This is a genomic window from Variovorax sp. J31P179 (genome assembly GCF_030316985.1).
GTDB classification, from domain to species: domain Bacteria; phylum Pseudomonadota; class Gammaproteobacteria; order Burkholderiales; family Burkholderiaceae_C; genus Variovorax; species Variovorax ginsengisoli_B.
Map to the genome: position 1 here is coordinate 460,533 of NZ_JASZYL010000005.1, position 16,973 is coordinate 477,505.

Genomic DNA, 16,973 nt, shown 5'->3' on the forward strand with positions numbered 1-16,973 from the left:
TGGTGTTGCCCCCGGAGAGGGGGTGGGCGGCCACACGAAGTGGGCCAACCTGGGGGTGAACTTCACTTGCAGGCCGAAGGGGCCTTGTCGCCGCTGACACCCTTGCAGAGTTCGTCCTTCTTGATCCAGCCGGCCTTGACCACCACGTCGAGGTTGTCGCGCGTGATCGGCACCGGCGTCAGGAAGCGCGACGAGATCGCCACCTTCTTCTCGCCGCCGCTCCAGTCGGCCGCCTTGTCGGCCGGCTTGCCGGCGGCCAGCGCCACGGCCGCCGAGGCCGCCTCGCGTCCAAGTTCGCGCGAATCCTTCCACACCGACACGGTCTGGGTGCCGAGCGCGATCCGGTTGAGCGCCGCGAAGTCGGCGTCCTGGCCCGACACCGGGATGCCGCGGATGCCCTTGGCCGTGAGCGCCGCCACCGCGCCGCCCGCGGTGCCGTCGTTCGAGGCCACCACCGCATCGACCTTGTTGCCGGCCTTGGTGAGGATCTGCTCCATGTTCTTCTGCGCCACCTCGGGCTTCCAGCCGTCGGTGAATTCGTCGCCGACGATCTTGATGTCGCCCTTCTTGACCGCATCGGCGATCACCTCCTGCTGGCCGGCACGCAGGAAGTTGGCGTTCGGGTCGGTCGGCGAGCCCTTGATCATCACGTAGTTGCCCTTGGGCTGCAGCTTGTAGACCGCGCGCGCCTGCATCCGGCCGACCTCGGTGTTGTCGAAGGTGATGTAGAACACGCCGGGCGTCTCGATCAGCCGGTCGTAGGCCACCACCGGCACCTTCTGCTTCAGCGCCTTGTTGACCGCCGGCAGGATCGCGTCCTTGTCCATCGCGAGCACGATCAGCGCCTTGGCACCCTTCGACATCAGGCCCTCGATGTCGCCCAGCTGCTTCTCGGGCGAGCCGCCCGCGTCGGCGCTGATGTACTTGGCGCCGAGCTTCTCGAGCTGGGCCTTGATCGCGGCCTCGTCGGTCTTCCAGCGCTCTTCCTGGAAATTCGACCAGCTCACGCCGACCACGGTCTGGGCGCAAGCGCCGAGCGCGGTCAGTCCGAGGGCCAGGGCGGTCAGTGTCGGGGCGAACTTCATGGTCGGTCTCCAGGTTTGATTTAGTTTGAGCGACGAACTATGTCAGCAGGCCTACGTGTCGGCATTGGGATATTCCCTGCGGGTAAATGCGCTGCGCCTGATTAGTCACGATCGATACGATTTCGCGAACAACGCAAGCTGTGCATGAGCCGGAGACAAGATGGACCCTGAGATTCCAGCCCCGGAGCGCCTGGCGCTCTACCGCACGATGGTGCGCATCCGCGCCTTCGAGAACGCCGCCGAGGCCGCCAGCCAGGGCGGCGTCAGCGCCTACGGCCAGGAGGCGGCGGGCGGCGCCAAGGTGCGCGGCCCGTTGCACCTGTCGACCGGCCAGGAGGCGGTGCCGGCCGGCGTCTGCGCCCACCTGAGCCGCGCCGACTACCTCACCTCGACCCATCGGGGCCACGGCCACACGCTGGCCAAGGGCGCCGACCTGGGCCGCATGATGGCCGAGCTCTTCGGCAAGGCGAGCGGGTTCAACGGCGGCAAGGGCGGCTCGATGCACATCGCCGACTTCTCGGTCGGCATGCTCGGCGCCAACGGCGTGGTGGCGGCCGGCCTGCCGATCGCGGTCGGCGCAGCCCATGCGCAGAAACTCCAGAAGAAGGACGCCATCACGGTCTGCTTCTTCGGCGACGGCGCGATCAACCGCGGCCCCTTCCTCGAGTCGCTGAACTGGGCCCGGGTCTACCAGCTGCCGGTGCTGTTCGTCTGCGAGGACAACCGCTGGAGCGCCACCACCGCCAGCGGGCCGATGACCGCGGGCGACGGCGCCTCGGCCCGCGCCGAGTCCATGGACATCGCCGCCACCCAGGTCGACGGCAACGAGGTGTTCGAGGTCCACGCGGCGGCCCGCCGCCTGGTCGCCGAGGTGCGCGCCGGCCGCGGACCGCGCCTGCTGCACGCCCTGACCTACCGGGTCAAGGGCCATGTCTCGGTCGATCCGGCCGCCTACCGCGACCCGGCCGAACTGGCCGCGGCGCTCGAGACCGACCCGATCGCACGGGCCCGCGCCCGGCTGGTCGCCAGCGGCATCGATGCCGCCGCGCTGGCTGCGATCGAGAACGAAGCCCATGCCGAGGTCGAGGCCGCGCTCGCCGCCGCCGACGCCGCACCGTGGCCCGAGGCCGGCGCCGCTTTCACCGACGTGCAGACCACCGGAGCCGGCCAATGGACATGACCCACGAACCGGCCGCCGCCGTGCTTCAGCTCGGCTACGCCGAAGCCGCCGTGCTGGCGGTCCAGCGCGAAATGGAAGCCGACCCGCGCGTGGTGGTGCTCGGCGAGGACGTCGGCCGCGGCGGCATCTTCGGCCAGTACAAGGGCCTGCAGCAGCGCTTCGGCGCCGAGCGCGTGATCGACACGCCGATCTCCGAGGCCGCGATCATGGGCGCCGGGGTCGGCATGGCACTGGCCGGCCTGCGCCCGGTGGTCGAGATGCGGGTGGTCGACTTCGCGCTCTGCGGCATGGACGAGCTGGTCAACCAGGCCGCCAAGAACCGCTTCATGTTCGGCGGCCAGGGCCGCGTGCCGCTGGTCGCGCGCATGCCCGGCGGCATCTGGGACGCCTCGGCGGCGCAGCATTCGCAATCGCTCGAGGCCTGGTTCGCGCACCTGCCCGGCGTGGTGGTGGTCTGCCCGTCGACGCCGCAGGACAACTATTCGCTGCTGCGCGCGGCGCTGCAATGCGGCGATCCGGTGGTCTACATCGAGCACAAGACGCTCTGGGGCGCACGCGGGCCGGTCGACGAAAGCCGGCCCGTGGCGCTCGGCAAGGCGGCCCGGCGGCGCCGCGGCGATGCGCTGACCCTGGTCAGCTGGGGCCGGCAGGTGCAGGTCTGCGACGCCGCCTGCGACACGCTGGCGGCCGAGGGCATCGACGTCGACCTGATCGACCTGCGCACCTTGTGGCCCTGGGACCGCGAGGCCGTGCTGGCCTCCTGCGGCCGCACCGGCCGGCTGCTGGTGGTCCACGAGGCGGTGCAGGCGGCGGGCTTCGGCGCCGAGATCGCCGCCAGCGCGGCCGAGGCGACCGGCTGCCGGGTGGCGCGGCTCGGGGCGCCGCGCATCCCGGTGGGGTATGCGCCGGTGCTGGAAGCCCAGTCGCGGGTCGGTGCCGGGCAGATCGCGAGCGCCGCACGGAAACTGCTCGGATGATCCCCGACGACCCCGCATCGACCGTCGAAGACACGGTCTTCCTCAAGCTGGTGCGGGTCGTCAACCTGACGGCACGGCCGTTCCAGCAGCGGGTCGGACGGCTGCACCAGCTGACGCTCAACGAGTGGCGCACGATGGCGCTGCTGGGCGCCCGCCCCGGCCTCACCGCCACCCAGCTCACCGACCTCACCGGGCTCGACAAGATGGCGGTGAGCCGCGCCCTCGCGGGCCTGCAGCGGGCCGGCCGGCTGCATCGCCACGAAGACCCGACTGACCAGCGCCGCAGCCGGCTCTACCTGAGCAGCGCCGGCAAGGCCGTGCATGCGGCGGTGGCGGTGCAGGCGCGCGAGCGCGAGGCCGAGCTGTTCGCCGGCGTCGCGGCCCCCGAGCTGCAGCAGCTCAACGCCACGCTCGACAAGCTGATCGCCTCGGTGGCCTGCTGCAGCGCCAGCGCGGCGCCCGGGGTTTCCACCCGCGACGCCGAGGCGGCTTAGCCGGTAAAACAGGCCCATGAACTTCTCTCCTGCTCATTCGCGCCGCGGCGCCCTGGCGCTGGCCGCGAGCGCCGCGCTCGCCCTCCTGGCCGGGCCCGCCGCGGCCCAGTCCACCTGGCCGACCAAGCCGGTGCGCATCGTCGTGCCCTTTGCGCCCGGCGGCACCACCGACATCCTGGCGCGCGCCGTCGCGCCCGAGCTGTCGAGGGCCTTCGGCCAGCAGTTCATCGTCGACAACCGCGCCGGCGCCGGCGGCAACGTGGGCGCCGAGATCGTCGCCCGGGCCCCGAACGACGGCTACACGCTGCTCATGGGCACGGTCGGCACCCACGGGATCAACCGGGCGCTCTACCCCAAGCTGCCCTACGACCCGATCAAGGACTTCGTGCCGATCACGCTGGTCGCTGCGGTGCCCAACGTGATGGAAATGAACGTCGACAAGGCCAAGGCGCTGAACATCAACAACGTGGCCGACTTCGTCAAGTACGCCAAGGCCAACCCCGGCAAGCTCAACATGGCGTCCAGCGGCAGCGGCACCTCGATCCACCTGGCGGGCGAATTGTTCAAGAGCATGACCGGCAGCTACATGACCCACATCCCGTACCGCGGCTCGGGTCCGGCGCTGATGGACATGGTCGGCGGCAACGCCGACGTGATGTTCGACAACCTGCCCTCCTCGATGCAGCAGATCAAGGGCGGCAAGCTCAAGGCGCTGGCCGTGACCAGCGCCCAGCGCTCGCCGGCCCTGCCCGACGTGCCCACCGTCGAGGAAGCCGGCGGCCCCGCGCTCAAGGGCTACGAGGCCAGCTCCTGGTTCGGCCTGCTGGCGCCGGCCGGCACGCCGCCGGACATCGTCAACCGCGTCCAGCAGGAAGTGGCCAAGGCGCTGAACTCCCCGGCCGTCAAAGAAAAGCTGGTCGCCCAGGGCGCGATCCCGAGCGGCAATTCACCGGCCGATTTCGCCAAGCTGATCGACGCCGAGCACGTCAAGTGGGCGAAGGTCGTGAAAGCGTCCGGCGCAAAGGTCGACTGACCGCCGGGCGAGCTACACCTCCCAGATGACGTCTTTTCCGTCCGCGAGAGAGTCCTTGAGCATGTGAAGCAGGGGCGTCGCGCGCTGGCGCAGCCCGACATGCTGCTTCTCGGCCTCGTTGTCGTGCCCTTCCACCGCGTAGGCGTCGGCGTTGTGGAGGTTTTCGCCTTCGCGCGCCATGGCGGCCTCGAGTGCCGCGATGGCGGCCGGCATCTGGTCGGTCGTGATCACGCCCTTCGGGGCCGGCGCCCGGCCGAGGATCTCGAACAACTGACGCGCGTTCACCTCGAGCATCACGAAGGGGGGCGTCGCCCGCGATTGGAATCGATACAGCATGAAGCCTCTCTTTACTTGTTGTAGATGTAGTCGCGGTTGAAAGGGTACTCCGATTGCGCGCCGCGCAGCGACCGCGCGTCGACCTGGCCGTCGGGCTTGGTCGACAGCATCTGGTGCAGCGATATCCAGCCCTGCTCGAAGCTCATCGCCGAACCGGCGAGATAGAGCCGGTAGGCGCGCAGGATCCGCTCGGCATTCTCGGCCTGGCGCCCGCCGCTTTTCTGCAGCACCTGGCGCGCCTCGTCGAGCCGGGCCTCCAGGGTGTCGGACCAGGCCCACAGCGTGCGCGCGTAGTGCGGCCGCAGGTTCTCGGTATCGACCATCTCGAACCCGGCCGCCGCGGTCTCGCGCAGCACGTGGGTCACGTGCAGCAGTTCGCCGCCCGGGAAGATGTACTTCTCGATGAAGTCGCCCATGCCGGCGCCGAGCTGCCGGTAGTCGAGCTGGCCCGAGGTGATGCCGTGGTTCATCACCAGCCCGCCGGGCGCCAGCAGCGCATGCAGCTTGCGGAAATAGGTCCCCATGTTGGCGCTGCCCACATGCTCGAACATGCCCACCGAGGAGATTTTGTCGAAGGGCTGGGCGACGTCCAGCTGCCGGTAGTCGCGCAGCTCGACCCGAACCCGTCCCCCCAGCCCCTTCTCGTCGATCAGGCGCTGCACATGGGCGTGCTGGTTCTTCGACAGCGTGATGCCGGTGGCATCCACGCCGTAGTGCTCGGCCGCCCACATGAGCAGCGCGCCCCAGCCCGAGCCGATGTCCAGGTAGCGCTCGCCCGGCCTCAGCATCAGCTTGCGGCAGATGTGGTCGAGCTTGGCCTCCTGGGCCTGGGCCAGCGTCATGTCCGCGTCACGGAAGTAGGCGCACGAATAGACCCGCCGCGGATCGAGCCACAGGGCGTAGAAATCGTCCGAGACGTCGTAGTGGAATTCGATCTGGGCCGCGTCCTTGCCCAGCGAATGCGAGCCGCGCGACTTGGCGCGGCGCTGCAGGCGGCTCCACCAGCCGGTGTTGGTCTCGGCCGGATTGCCGGGCAGCAGGCCGACCGCGGCATCGATCAGGTCGCGCATGGCGCCCTCGATCTGGACCCGGCCCTCCACATAGGCCTCGCCGATGGCGCCGATCTGGCGTCGCCCCAGCTTGGCCAGCTCTGACCAGTCCTTGAAGGCCAGGGTGACCCGGGCGCCGGCCTGGGCGACCTGCCGGCCATCGGGGAGTTGCAGCGCGATGGGAACGGACAGCGAGGAAAGCTGGGACTCGATCTTCGGGATCAGGCTTTGCATACAGAACATTCTTGCCAGTGGAAACGGCCTCGTCAACCGCAGGGGCATGGAACTTCGGGCTTCCCATGGTTGACACGAGATCGTTTATGTCTAAACTATTTATCCATGAATAGCTTTACCCCGAATCTTCGCCGCGTGCTGTGCATCGGCGGTGGCCCCGCAGGGCTCTACTTCGCGCTGCTGATGAAGGCCCGCCAGCCTTCGCTGGAGATCACGGTGATCGAGCGAAACCGCCCGTTCGACACCTTCGGCTGGGGCGTGGTGCTGAGCGACCAGACGCTGGCCAACCTGGCCGCCGCCGACGCGCCCACCGCCAAGCTGATCGGCAACGAGTTCCATCACTGGGACGACATCCAGGTCTTCTTCAAGGGCCGGCAGGTGCGCTCGGGCGGCCACGGCTTCTGCGGCATCGGCCGCAAGCGGCTGCTCAACATCCTGCAGGAGCGCTGCCTCGAACTCGGCGTCAACCTGGTGTTCGAGACCGACGCCACCGACGACCAGGCCCTGGCGGCGCAATACAAGGCCGACCTCGTGATCGCCAGCGACGGCCTCAACAGCCGCATCCGCCAGCGCTACGCCGAGGTCTACCAGCCCGACATCGACCTGCGCAAGTGCCGCTTCGTCTGGCTCGGCACCCACCAGACCTTCGACGCCTTCACCTTCGCCTTCGAACAGACCGAGCACGGCTGGTTCCAGGCCCACGCCTACCAGTTCGACGACAAGACCTCGACCTTCATCGTCGAGACGCCCGAGGCGGTCTGGGAGGCCCACGGGCTCGACAAGATGGAGCAGCCCGAGGCCATCGCCTTCTGCGAGAAGCTGTTCGCCAAGTACCTGGGCGGCCACACGCTGATCAGCAACGCCACCCACCTGCGCGGCTCGGCCAACTGGATCCGCTTCCCGCGCGTGGTCTGCAACCACTGGACGCACCGGATCGAGGTCGACGGCCGGACGGTTCCGGTGGTGCTGATGGGCGACGCCGCCCACACCGCGCACTTCTCGATCGGCTCCGGCACCAAGCTGGCGCTCGAGGACGCGATCGACCTCGCCAACGAGTTCGAAACCGGCGGCGACATCGACCCGGTGCTCGAAGCCTACGAGGCCCGCCGCAGCGTCGAGGTGCTGAAGATCCAGAACGCGGCGCGCAACTCCACCGAGTGGTTCGAGAACGTGCCGCGCTACACCGGCATGGAGATCGAGCAGTTCGCCTATTCGCTGCTCACGCGCTCGCAGCGCATCAGCCACGAGAACCTCCGGCTGCGCGACACGCAGTGGCTCGGCGGCTACGAGCAGTGGCTGTCGGGCGGCAAGCCGATCGCACCGATGCTGATGCCGCTCAAGGTGCGCGGCCTCGAGCTCAAGAACCGCATCGTCGTCTCGCCCATGGCCACCTACAGCGCGGTCGACGGCGTGCCGCAGGACTTCCTGCTGGTGCACCTGGGCGCCCGTGCGCTCGGCGGCGCCGCGATGGTGATGGTCGAGATGACCAGCCCGACGCCCGAAGGCCGCATCACGCCCGGCTGCACCGGGCTCTACAACGACGCCCAGCAGGCGGCCTTCCAGCGCATCGTCGACTTCGTCCATGCGCAGTCGAGCGCCAAGATCGGCATGCAGCTCGGCCACAGCGGTCCCAAGGGCTCGACCCAGCTCGGCTGGGAAGTCACCGACGAGCCGCTCGCCTCCGGCAACTGGCCGCTGCTGTCGGCCAGCGCGCTGGCCTACGGCGAGCAGAACCAGCTGCCGGCGGCGATGACCCGCGAGCAGATGGACCAAATGCGCGACCAGTTCGTTGCCTCCACCCGCCGCGCCGCCGAGATCGGCTTCGACTGGCTCGAGCTGCACTGCGCCCACGGCTACCTGCTGTCGGCCTTCCTGAGCCCGCTCACCAACCTTCGCACCGACGACTGCGGCGGCAGCCTCGAGAACCGGCTGCGCTACCCGCTCGAGGTGTTCCGCGCCATGCGCGCCGCCTGGCCGGCCGAGCGCCCGATGAGCGTGCGCATCTCGGCCCACGACTGGGCGCCGGGCGGCAACACCGACGCCGACGCGGTGGCCATGGCGCGCGCCTTCAAGGAAGCCGGCGCCGACTTCATCGACGTCTCCTCGGGCCAGACCACCCGGGCCGCCAAGCCGGTGTACGGCCGCATGTACCAGACGCCTTTCGCCGACCGGATCCGCAACGAAGTCGGCATCTCGACCATCGCGGTCGGCGCCATCACCGACGCCGACCAGGCCAACAGCATCATCGCGGCCGGCCGTGCCGACCTCTGCGCGATCGCCCGGCCGCACCTGGCCGATCCGGCCTGGACCTTGCACGAGGCCGCCAAGCTGCAAAGCCGCGAGGTCGACTGGCCGAAGCAGTACCTGAGCGGGCGCGACCAGATGTACCGCGAGATCGCCAAACAGCAGCAGCTGGCGGCGGCGCTGGCGGCCGCTCCGCGCGCCGCCGAAGAAGAACACTGACATGGACCTCGAAGCCCGCGCCCACAGCGAGCACCCGGACGAGCTCCGGCTCTGGCTGCGCCTGCTGACCTGCACCCAGCTGATCGAGAAGCAGGTGCGCAACGAGCTGCGCGAGCAGTTCGCCACCACCTTGCCGCGCTTCGACCTGATGTCGCAGCTCGAACGTTCGCCCGAGGGCCTCAAGATGAACGAGCTGTCGCGCCGCATGATGGTCACGGGCGGCAACGTCACCGGCATCACCGACCAGCTGGTCACCGAAGGGCTGGTCGAGCGGGTCGATGTCGCTGGCGACCGCCGCGCCTGGCGGGTGCGCCTCACGGCGCGCGGACGCAAGCTCTTCAACGACATGGCGCAACAGCACGAAGCCTGGATCTGCGACGCCTTCGCGTCGCTGAGCCCGAAAGAAATCAACCAGCTCCACAAGCTGCTCGGCAAGGTCAAGCAGCACTCGCATCAACAAATGGCGGAGGCCCTATGAAGCACTACATCGGCGCGACGAGTCCCATGCGCGCACAGTTCGAACCCAAGGCCGGCTACCAGGCCGAGCATTTCTCGTGGGCCTTCGAGGCCGGCGTCGGCACCATCACGCTGAACCGCCCGGAGCGCAAGAACCCGCTCACCTTCGACTCCTACGGCGAGCTGCGCGACCTGTTCCGGGCGCTGAACTACGCCACCGACGTCAAGGCGATCGTGGTCACGGGCGCCGGCGGCAATTTCTGCTCGGGCGGCGACGTCCACGAGATCATCGGCCCGCTGACCCGCATGACGATGCCGGAGCTGCTCGAGTTCACCCGCATGACCGGCGACCTCGTGAAGGCGATCCGCCACTGCCCGCAGCCGATCGTCGGCGCCATCGACGGCGTCTGCGCTGGCGCCGGCGCCATGATCGCGCTGGCCTGCGACCTGCGCTACGGCTCGCCCGCGACCAAGACCGCCTTCCTGTTCACGCGGGTCGGCCTGGCCGGCGCCGACATGGGCGCCTGCGCCCTGCTGCCGCGTGTGATCGGCCAGGGCCGCGCCTCCGAGCTGCTGTTCACCGGCCGCGCGATGACCGCGCAGGAGGGCCAGGCCTGGGGTTTCTTCAACGCCCTGCACGACAGCGACGCCCTGCTCGCCGCCGCCACCGCGGTCGCCCGCGACCTGGCCGAAGGCCCGAGCTTCGCCCACGGCATGACCAAGACCATGCTGTCTCAGGAATGGTCGATGACCATCGACCAGGCGATCGAGGCCGAGGCCCAGGCCCAGGCGATCTGCATGCAGACCGAAGACTTCAAGCGCGCCTACGAGGCCTTCTCGGCCAAGCGCAAGCCCGCCTTCCAGGGAGACTGACCGCATGGCCGCATCCGCTGTAGATCCCTCGACGGCGCATCTCGCGCTGCCCTTCTTCGACGAGGCGCACCGGGCCCTCGCCCGCGAGCTGCTGCCCTGGGCCGCGGCCCAGGCGGTCGACGAGCGCGACGATCGCGCCGCCTGCCGCGACTGGGTGCGCCGGCTCGGCGACGGCGGCTGGCTGCGCTACTGCGTGCCCGCCGCCTCGGGCGGCGCACTCGAGCGCCTCGACTCGCGCGCACTGGTGCTGCTGCGCGAGACCCTCGCCTTCCACTCGCCGCTGGCCGATTTCGCCTTCGCGATGCAGGGGCTGGGCAGCGGCGCCATCACGCTCGCCGGCAGCGCCGCGCAGCACGCCGGCTACCTGGCGCCGGTCGGACGCGGCGACAAGATCGCCGCCTTCGCGCTCAGCGAGCCCGAGGCCGGCTCCGATGTCGGCGCGATGGCGATGCGCGCCGAGCCGACCGCCGACGGCTGGCGCCTCACGGGCGAGAAGACCTGGATCAGCAACGGCGGCATCGCCGACTTCTATTGCGTCTTCGCCAAGACCGATCCGGCCGCCGGCTCGCGCGGCATCACCGCCTTCATCGTCGACGCCAGCACACCCGGTCTCGACACCTCGGCCCACATCGAGGTGATGGCGCCGCATCCGCTCGCGACCCTGCGCTTCGACGGTTGCACGGTGCCGCGCACGGCCCAGCTCGGCGAGCTCAACGGCGGCTTCAAGCTGGCGATGCGCACGCTCGACATCTTCCGCGCCTCGGTGGCGGGTGCGGCGCTCGGCATGGCGCGGCGAGCCCTCGCCGAAGCCATCCAGCATGCCCAGAAGCGCAAGATGTTCGGCCAGACCCTGGCCGACTTCCAGCTCACCCAAGCCAAGCTCGGCGAGATGGCGGCGCTGATCGACAGCGCCGCGCTCCTGACCTACCGCGCAGCCTGGATGCGCGACGACAGCGAGCGCCGCGGAGCGCCTGCCGTCGGCGACCTGACCGCCGCCGCCGCGATGGCCAAGATGTGCGCCACCGAGAACGCCAGCCGCGTGATCGACATGGCGCTGCAGATGCACGGCGGCCTCGGCGTCAAGGTCGGAACCAAGGTCGAGAGCCTCTACCGCGACATCCGCTCGCTGCGCATCTACGAGGGCGCGACCGAAGTCCAGCAACTGATCATCGGCAAGGCCGTGCTGAGGAATCCATGAGCCGCAGTGCACAAACCGATCGCTACGTGCACGACCGCCTGCCGCCGTCGGACCAGCTGCCGATCTTCCGCTACGAGCTGCCCGAGCTGCAGCTGCCCGACCAGCTGAACCTGGTCGAGGAACTGCTCGACAAGGCGGCCGCCAAGGGCTTTGCGGACAAGCCGATGCTGCGCTCCCCCGGCCGCACGCTCACCTATTCCGAAGCTGCCGTCGAGGTCAATCGCATCGCCCAGGTGCTGACCGAGGACCTGCGGCTGGTGCCGGGCAACCGCGTCCTGCTGCGGGGCGGCAACTCGATCGCGATGGCGCTGGCCTGGCTGGCCGTGGTCAAGGCCGGCCTGATCGCGGTCGCCACGATGCCGCTGCTGCGGGCCAAGGAGCTCGGCGAGATCATCGACAAGGCGCAACCCACGGTCGCGCTGTGCGAAGGCAAGCTGCTCGACGAGCTGCAGGCCGCGCAGCAGGCCCATCCGGTGCTTCGCACCATCGTCGCCTTCAATCAGCTCGACGCGCCCGATTCGCTCACCGCCCGGGCCGCCGCGAAGAGCGGCGTGTTCCAGGCCTGCCCCACGGCCGCCGACGACATCGCCCTGCTGGCCTTCACCTCCGGGACCACCGGCAAGCCCAAGGCCCCGGTCACCACCCACCGCGACGTGCTCGCGATGTGCCAGACCTGGCCGCGCCACGTGCTCAAGGCGCGCAGCGAAGACATCGTCATCGGCTCGCCGCCACTGGCCTTCACCTTCGGGCTCGGCGGCCTGCTGGTGTTTCCGATGTGGGCCGGCGCCTCGGTGTACTTCCACGACAAGCCCTACACGCCCGAGACCATGGTCCAGGTGATCCGCGACATCGGCGCCACCCTCTGCTACACGGCGCCCACCTTCTACCGGCAGATGGCGCCTTTCGCGAAGGCCGCCGGCGTGCCGAGCCTGCGCATCAGCGTGAGCGCCGGCGAAGCGCTCCCCGACGCCACACGGCAGCTCTGGAAGCAGGCGACCGGACTCGAGATGGTCGATGGCATTGGCGGCACCGAGGTCTTCCACATCTACATCTCGGCCGCCGGCGACGAAGTGCGGCGCGGCGCGGTCGGCAAGGCGGTGCCCGGCTTCACGGCGAAGATCGTCGACGAAGAGGGCAACGAGGTGCCGCGCGGCACGGTCGGCAAGCTGGCGATCATCGGCCCGGTCGGCTGCCGCTACCTCGACGATCCGAGGCAGGCCGACTACGTACGCAACGGCTGGAACTACCCCGGCGATGCCTTCGTCGAGGACGAGGACGGCTATTTCTTCTACCAGTCGCGCGCCGACGACATGATCGTCACCGCCGGCTACAACGTCGGCGGCCCGGAAGTCGAGGATGCGCTGCTCAAGCATCCGGCGGTGGCCGAGTGCGGCGTGATCGGCAAGCCCGACGAAGAGCGCGGCATGATCGTCAAGGCGTTCTGCGTCCTCAAGCCCGGACACACGGGCGACGCGGCGCTGACCAAGGCGCTGCAGGAGCACGTCAAGGCCACCATCGCACCGTACAAATACCCGCGGGAAATTACCTTCGTGGCCAACCTGCCACGCACCGAGACCGGAAAACTCCAGAGATTCAAATTGAGGCAAATGACATGATGAAGCACCTTCAACCTCCAGGCTGGCTGCCCCCCAAGGGCTATGCGAACGGCATTGCCGCGCGCGGCACGCAAATCTTCGTCGGCGGCCAGATCGGCTGGAATTCGCAGCAGCAATTCGAGACCGACGATTTCATCGCGCAGACGGGCCAGGCGCTGCGCAATATCGTCGAGGTGCTGCGCGAAGCCGGCGCAGGCCCGGAGCACATGGTGCGCATGACCTGGTACATCACCGACCGCGACGAGTACAACAGCCGCCTCGGCGAGCTGGGGCCGGTGTATCGCGAGGCCGTGGGCCGCAATTTCCCGGCGATGACCTGCGTCCAGGTGGCCAGGCTGGTCGAGGCGCGGGCCAAGGTCGAGATCGAGGTCACGGCGGTCATCCCGGACTGATTCAGGGGGCGAGACCTGCGGGCTGGTCCCGCAGCTTCGCGGGGCCGTGAATTCCAAAAACCCAAACGTCCGAAGGTCCGAAGGTCCGAAGGTCCGAAAACAAAAAAGCCCACTCGAAAGTGGGCTTTTTTGCTTCGTCGACAACCTTTTTGGGGTTATCGGGAATTTGGTTGCGCGAGCAAGATTTGAACTTGCGACCTTTGGGTTATGAGCCCAACGAGCTACCAGGCTGCTCCATCGCGCGGCAAGATGGAATTATATACTATTCCGCGGCGTTTTGCGAGTCGTCCGAAGATTCTGTCACTTCGGGGCGATCGACCAGTTCGACCAGGGCCATGGGTGCGTTGTCGCCGACGCGGAAACCCATTTTCAGGATGCGCGTGTAGCCGCCGGGACGTGCCTGGTAGCGCGGGCCGAGTTCACCGAACAGCTTGACGACCATGTCGCGGTCGCGCAGGCGGTCGAAGGCGAGGCGCTTGTTGGCGACCGTCGGCTTCTTGGCCAGGGTGATCATCGGTTCGATGACGCGGCGCAGTTCCTTGGCCTTGGGCAGCGTGGTCTTGATGGCCTCATGCTCGATGAGCGAGTTCATCATGTTCTGCAGCATCGCGAGGCGGTGCGAGCTGGTGCGGTTGAGTTTGCGGAGTCCGTGACCGTGACGCATGGTGTGTTTTCCTTTACCATTTAAATTCGTCCAGCCGTATCAGGTACTGAACGTTCACCTAAATCAGAAGTTCAAGGCCTCCGAAGGAGGCCTTGTCATCCTCAATTATCTCTTATCGAGACCGGCCGGCGGCCAGCTCTCGAGCTTCATGCCCAAGGTCAGGCCGCGCGAGGCGAGCACTTCCTTGATTTCGTTGAGCGACTTGCGACCCAGGTTCGGGGTCTTGAGCAGCTCGTTCTCGGTGCGCTGGATCAGGTCGCCGATGTAGTAGATGTTCTCGGCCTTCAGGCAGTTGGCCGAACGCACCGTGAGTTCGAGTTCGTCGACCGGGCGCAGCAGGATCGGGTCGAACTGCTGGGCGCTGCGCGGTGCCGGGGCGTCGAACGCCGCGAGTTCGCCGCCTTCGAGCTGGGCGAACACAGCCAGTTGTTCCACCAGGATCTTGGCCGAGGCGCGGACCGCGTCTTCGGCGGTGATCGCACCGTTGGTCTCGATTTCGACCAGCAGCTTGTCGAGGTCGGTGCGCTGTTCGACACGGGCGCTTTCGACCGTGTAGCTCACGCGCTTGACCGGCGAGAACGAAGCGTCCAGCACGATCCGGCCGATCGACTTGGTCGGCTCGTCGGCGTAGCGGCGCATCGTGCCGGGCACGTAGCCGCGGCCCTTCTCGACCTTGATCTGCATGTCGAGCTTGCCGCCTTGCGACAGGTGGGCGATCACGTGGTCGGGGTTGATGATCTCGACGTCGTGTGGCGTCTGGATGTCCGAAGCGGTGACCGGGCCCTCGCCGTCCTTGCGCAGGCTCAGCGTGACTTCATCGCGGTTGTGGAGCTTGAACACCACGCCCTTGAGGTTCAACAGGATGTTGACGACGTCTTCCTGCACGCCATCGATCGACGAGTACTCGTGCAGCACGCCGGCGATCGTGACTTCGGTGGCCGAATAGCCGACCATCGACGACAGCAGGACGCGACGCAGTGCATTGCCGAGCGTGTGGCCGTAGCCGCGCTCGAACGGCTCGAGCGTGACCTTAGCCTTGTTGGGCGCGAGTTGCTCGACCTGGATGGTCTTGGGTTTCAGCAGGGTTGTTTGCATGCAGACTTCCTCTCAATACCCCCGGCTCGTTACACCGGTAAGGCTGGTGAAGCGCCCGCGGGGCGCAGCCCCGGCGGGAACAAAAATGACAAGGACGAGGCGCAAAGCGCCTCGTTATCCTCTGTTTAACGCGAGTAGAGTTCGACGATCAGCGATTCGTTGATGTCGGCAGCGAATTCGTCGCGATCGGGGACCTTCTTGAAGGTGCCTTCCGCCTTGTCGGCGTTGACGTCGACCCATGCCGGCATGCCCACCTGGGCGGCCAGCTGCAGCGCTTCGGCCACGCGGGTCTGCTTCTTCGACTTGTCGCGGACAGCGATCACGTCGCCGGTCTTGACCAGGTACGACGGGATGTTGACCGACTGGCCGTTCACGGTGATCGCCTTGTGCGACACCAGCTGGCGTGCTTCGGCGCGCGTCGAGCCGAAGCCCATGCGATAGACGACGTTGTCCAGGCGCGATTCGAGGATGAACAGCAGGTTCGCGCCGGTGTTGCCACGGCGGCGATCGGCTTCCTCGAAGTAGCGGCGGAACTGCTTCTCGAGCACGCCGTACATGCGCTTGACCTTCTGCTTTTCACGCAGTTGCAGGCCGAAGTCGGAGGTGCGCTGACCCGAGGTGCGGCCGTGCTGGCCGGGCTTGGAGTCGAACTTCGACTTGTCCTGGATCGAGCGGCGGGCGCTCTTCAGGAACAGGTCGGTGCCTTCGCGGCGGGAGAGTTTGGCCTTGGGGCCGAGGTAGCGTGCCACGTGATTTCCTTCTGTGTCATCTGCCGCAGCGGAACTGCGGGAGCCATCGGCGGCGTGCCGACGGCGGTGGGCTTCGATAAAAACAAAAAATGCGCAGCCGCCGTGAAGCAGGCTGCGCCGGGCGCTGTCGCCTTAGATGCGACGGCGCTTCTGCGGACGGCAGCCGTTGTGCGGCACCGGGGTCACGTCGGCAATGGAGTTGATCCGGATGCCGAGCGCGGCCAGCGCGCGCACCGACGATTCGCGACCGGGGCCCGGGCCCTTGATCTCGACGTCGAGGTTCTTGATGCCTTGCTCGACCGCGGCGCGGCCGGCGACTTCGGAAGCGACCTGCGCAGCGAACGGAGTCGACTTGCGCGAGCCCTTGAAGCCCTGACCACCCGACGATGCCCACGACAGGGCGTTGCCCTGGCGATCGGTGATCGTGATGATCGTGTTGTTGAACGAGGCGTGCACGTGGGCAATACCGTCCGCAACGTTCTTGCGAACCTTCTTGCGAACGCGTTGTGCCGCGTTGTTGGCAGGAGCTTTAGCCATGGTCTATCCTTATTTCTTCAGGGACTGCGCTGCCTTGCGCGGACCCTTGCGGGTACGGGCATTCGTGCGCGTGCGCTGGCCGCGCATCGGCAGGCCGCGGCGGTGACGGAAGCCGCGATAGCAGCCGATGTCCATCAAACGCTTGATGTTCATCGTCGTTTCGCGACGCAGGTCACCTTCGATGGTGAAGAGAGCGATCTGGTCGCGGATCTTCTCGAGATCGGCGTCGGTCAGATCCTTGATCTTCTTCGCATAGTCGATGCCGCTCGCTTCGCAGATCTTGCGTGCGCGAGTGCGACCGATGCCGAAAATGGCGGTCAGGCCGATTTCAGCGTGCTTGTGCGGCGGAATGTTGATGCCAGCAATACGTGCCATGTGCGTCCTCTAAATCTCTAACAATCAACCCTGGCGCTGCTTGTGGCGCGGGTCGGTACAGATCACACGCACCACACCCTTGCGGCGGATGATCTTGCAATTACGGCAGATGGTTTTGACCGAAGCCGAAACTCTCATTTCATTCTCCTAAAACTCTTGTTCAACTC

Annotated in this window: 19 protein-coding genes and 1 tRNA gene; 10 read left to right on the plus strand and 10 right to left on the minus strand. The window is 67.7% G+C overall.

Features of this window, described 5'->3' with window-relative positions; translation table 11 throughout:
• Window positions 1–62 precede the first annotated feature (62 nt).
• Complete coding sequence (gene xylF / locus QTI17_RS16030; protein ID WP_286522010.1) at window positions 63–1,085, minus strand: D-xylose ABC transporter substrate-binding protein; 1,023 nt, start codon at window positions 1,083–1,085, stop codon at window positions 63–65.
• A 160-nt stretch (window positions 1,086–1,245) separates the two neighbouring features.
• On the opposite strand from xylF, the gene QTI17_RS16035 reads away from it, so the two are divergent.
• From QTI17_RS16035 to QTI17_RS16050, 4 genes are read left to right on the plus strand one after another with little or no spacing between them, the layout of a single operon-like run.
• Window positions 1,246–2,265, plus strand: a complete 1,020-nt coding sequence (locus tag QTI17_RS16035; RefSeq protein ID WP_286534322.1) for a thiamine pyrophosphate-dependent dehydrogenase E1 component subunit alpha — start codon at window positions 1,246–1,248, stop codon at window positions 2,263–2,265.
• Window positions 2,256–3,242, plus strand: coding sequence for an alpha-ketoacid dehydrogenase subunit beta (locus tag QTI17_RS16040; RefSeq protein WP_503011057.1), 987 nt, complete (start codon window positions 2,256–2,258; stop codon window positions 3,240–3,242). Before QTI17_RS16035 ends, QTI17_RS16040 begins: the two co-directional genes overlap by 10 nt.
• Window positions 3,239–3,736: a MarR family winged helix-turn-helix transcriptional regulator gene (locus tag QTI17_RS16045; protein WP_286534323.1), complete on the plus strand. Its 498-nt coding sequence runs from the start codon at window positions 3,239–3,241 to the stop codon at window positions 3,734–3,736. Before QTI17_RS16040 ends, QTI17_RS16045 begins: the two co-directional genes overlap by 4 nt.
• Window positions 3,737–3,752: 16 nt before the next feature.
• The gene (locus QTI17_RS16050) at window positions 3,753–4,769 is read left to right on the plus strand and encodes a Bug family tripartite tricarboxylate transporter substrate binding protein (RefSeq protein WP_286534324.1); all 1,017 of its coding nucleotides are present in this window, start codon (window positions 3,753–3,755) and stop codon (window positions 4,767–4,769) included.
• Between the two features lie 12 nt (window positions 4,770–4,781).
• Here the strand turns inward: QTI17_RS16050 and QTI17_RS16055 are convergent, their stop codons facing one another.
• Window positions 4,782–5,105, minus strand: a complete 324-nt coding sequence (locus QTI17_RS16055) for a DUF1840 domain-containing protein (RefSeq protein ID WP_286534326.1) — start codon at window positions 5,103–5,105, stop codon at window positions 4,782–4,784.
• An 11-nt stretch (window positions 5,106–5,116) separates the two neighbouring features.
• Complete coding sequence (locus QTI17_RS16060) at window positions 5,117–6,388, minus strand: class I SAM-dependent methyltransferase (protein ID WP_286534328.1); 1,272 nt, start codon at window positions 6,386–6,388, stop codon at window positions 5,117–5,119.
• Window positions 6,389–6,493: 105 nt separating this feature from the next.
• Between QTI17_RS16060 and QTI17_RS16065 the strand changes: the two genes are divergently transcribed.
• From QTI17_RS16065 to QTI17_RS16090, 6 genes are read left to right on the plus strand one after another with little or no spacing between them, the layout of a single operon-like run.
• Window positions 6,494–8,851 carry a bifunctional salicylyl-CoA 5-hydroxylase/oxidoreductase gene (locus tag QTI17_RS16065; protein WP_286534329.1) on the plus strand — a complete coding sequence of 786 codons (2,358 nt, stop codon included), beginning with the start codon at window positions 6,494–6,496 and terminating at the stop codon, window positions 8,849–8,851.
• 1 nt (window position 8,852) lies between these two features.
• Window positions 8,853–9,329, plus strand: coding sequence for a MarR family winged helix-turn-helix transcriptional regulator (locus QTI17_RS16070; RefSeq protein WP_286534330.1), 477 nt, complete (start codon window positions 8,853–8,855; stop codon window positions 9,327–9,329).
• Window positions 9,326–10,180 carry an enoyl-CoA hydratase family protein gene (locus QTI17_RS16075; RefSeq protein WP_286534332.1) on the plus strand — a complete coding sequence of 285 codons (855 nt, stop codon included), beginning with the start codon at window positions 9,326–9,328 and terminating at the stop codon, window positions 10,178–10,180. The genes QTI17_RS16070 and QTI17_RS16075 overlap by 4 nt, the downstream gene beginning before the upstream one ends.
• 4 nt (window positions 10,181–10,184) lie before the next feature.
• A complete protein-coding gene (locus tag QTI17_RS16080) occupies window positions 10,185–11,378 on the plus strand; it encodes an acyl-CoA dehydrogenase family protein (RefSeq protein WP_286534334.1) in 1,194 nt (397 codons plus the stop codon).
• Window positions 11,375–12,994, plus strand: a complete 1,620-nt coding sequence (locus tag QTI17_RS16085; protein ID WP_286534335.1) for an AMP-binding protein — start codon at window positions 11,375–11,377, stop codon at window positions 12,992–12,994. Before QTI17_RS16080 ends, QTI17_RS16085 begins: the two co-directional genes overlap by 4 nt.
• Window positions 12,991–13,386: a RidA family protein gene (locus tag QTI17_RS16090; RefSeq protein WP_286534337.1), complete on the plus strand. Its 396-nt coding sequence runs from the start codon at window positions 12,991–12,993 to the stop codon at window positions 13,384–13,386. Before QTI17_RS16085 ends, QTI17_RS16090 begins: the two co-directional genes overlap by 4 nt.
• Window positions 13,387–13,553: 167 nt before the next feature.
• Here the strand turns inward: QTI17_RS16090 and QTI17_RS16095 are convergent.
• The 7 genes from QTI17_RS16095 to rpmJ form a co-directional block, all read right to left on the minus strand.
• A tRNA-Met gene (locus QTI17_RS16095) sits at window positions 13,554–13,630 on the minus strand.
• A gap of 18 nt (window positions 13,631–13,648) precedes the next feature.
• Window positions 13,649–14,050, minus strand: a complete 402-nt coding sequence (rplQ, locus tag QTI17_RS16100) for a 50S ribosomal protein L17 (RefSeq protein ID WP_286521998.1) — start codon at window positions 14,048–14,050, stop codon at window positions 13,649–13,651.
• Window positions 14,051–14,155: 105 nt separating this feature from the next.
• The gene (locus QTI17_RS16105) at window positions 14,156–15,145 is read right to left on the minus strand and encodes a DNA-directed RNA polymerase subunit alpha (protein ID WP_093382585.1); all 990 of its coding nucleotides are present in this window, start codon (window positions 15,143–15,145) and stop codon (window positions 14,156–14,158) included.
• Window positions 15,146–15,270: 125 nt separating this feature from the next.
• A complete protein-coding gene (gene rpsD / locus QTI17_RS16110; protein ID WP_286521997.1) occupies window positions 15,271–15,894 on the minus strand; it encodes a 30S ribosomal protein S4 in 624 nt (207 codons plus the stop codon).
• Window positions 15,895–16,026: 132 nt separating this feature from the next.
• Window positions 16,027–16,431, minus strand: a complete 405-nt coding sequence (gene rpsK, locus QTI17_RS16115; protein ID WP_009124825.1) for a 30S ribosomal protein S11 — start codon at window positions 16,429–16,431, stop codon at window positions 16,027–16,029.
• Window positions 16,432–16,440: 9 nt separating this feature from the next.
• Window positions 16,441–16,806 (minus strand): 30S ribosomal protein S13, encoded by a 366-nt coding sequence (gene rpsM, locus QTI17_RS16120; RefSeq protein WP_286371094.1) that lies wholly within the window; start codon window positions 16,804–16,806, stop codon window positions 16,441–16,443.
• Between the two features lie 24 nt (window positions 16,807–16,830).
• Entirely contained in the window at window positions 16,831–16,944 is a 114-nt protein-coding gene (gene rpmJ, locus QTI17_RS16125) for a 50S ribosomal protein L36 (protein ID WP_038201958.1), read from the minus strand.
• Window positions 16,945–16,973: the final 29 nt, after the last annotated feature.